General features: G+C 63.8%; 1 protein-coding gene. It reads right to left on the bottom strand.

Annotation, left to right across the window (positions count from 1 at the left end; translation table 11 throughout):
- Positions 1 to 230 precede the first annotated feature (230 nt).
- On the bottom strand, positions 231 to 650 hold the full coding sequence (locus tag GSQ79_RS24495; RefSeq protein ID WP_158811379.1) for a hypothetical protein: 420 nt from the start codon (positions 648 to 650) through the stop codon (positions 231 to 233).
- Between the last annotated feature and the right edge of the window lie 123 nt (positions 651 to 773).

The following is a 773-nucleotide window of genomic DNA, read 5'->3' as shown; positions in this document are numbered from 1 at the left end:
AACCGAGGGCCGCCGAATAAACTGCCAGCGTCGCCGTGATCGGAGGCGTGATCCAGAAATCGGCGAAATATTCCCTCCGGGTGCGGCGGACAAGCTTCGGCAGCCATGTGGGCATCGAGATCATGGCAGGCCTCGGTGATGGACGTTGAAAAAGTATCCGGCGCGCCCTGGCGAGGGACCTTCAGGCGCGGGTGATCAGAGCGGCCTTGGAGCGCGCCGGATGTTCGGGGTCAGGACGCGACGGCAGACGTCGGGGTACCGGCGACGGCGGCTTTGGCCGAAGCTGCAGCAGCGGTCGCGGTCTGGAAGGCGACGTAGCCGGAGACAAGCGCGGCGGCGTCGTTGGTGCCGCTGTTCGATGCCGTCGCGAAGGCGTTGAGCGCAGTCACAGCGGCGTTGGCGTCCTGGATGGCCTTATTGACGGTAGCGTTCGACGCGACCTGCGGATTGACCGCCGCAATCGCAGCGATCATCGCCTCGACCTGCTGCAAGTCGGCGGCGATCGCCGGCGTGTTGCTCGCGACCCATTTCAGGGCAGCGCTGATATCCTTGGCGGCCGCTTCGACGCCAATCTTGATGTCGGTGACGATCGCGACGACTTCGGTCTCGGTCGTGACGAAAAAGCTTTTAACGGAATCGAGGAAACTCATCAGATTGCTCCTTGGGTGAGGCTGCCGGTGAAGGTGTGACCGAAAGCCGAGAATTCCCCGGGTTTCACGACGGGGGCGGGTTGCGCTGCGAGCCACTCCACGAAGGGAATGGCGAGCTTCTCG

It is taken from the genome of Beijerinckia sp. L45 (assembly GCF_009765775.1).
Classification (GTDB): Bacteria; Pseudomonadota; Alphaproteobacteria; order Rhizobiales; family Beijerinckiaceae; genus RH-AL1.
The sequence above is the reverse complement of the archived record's forward strand: the minus strand, read 5'-3'. Positions and strand labels throughout refer to the sequence as shown.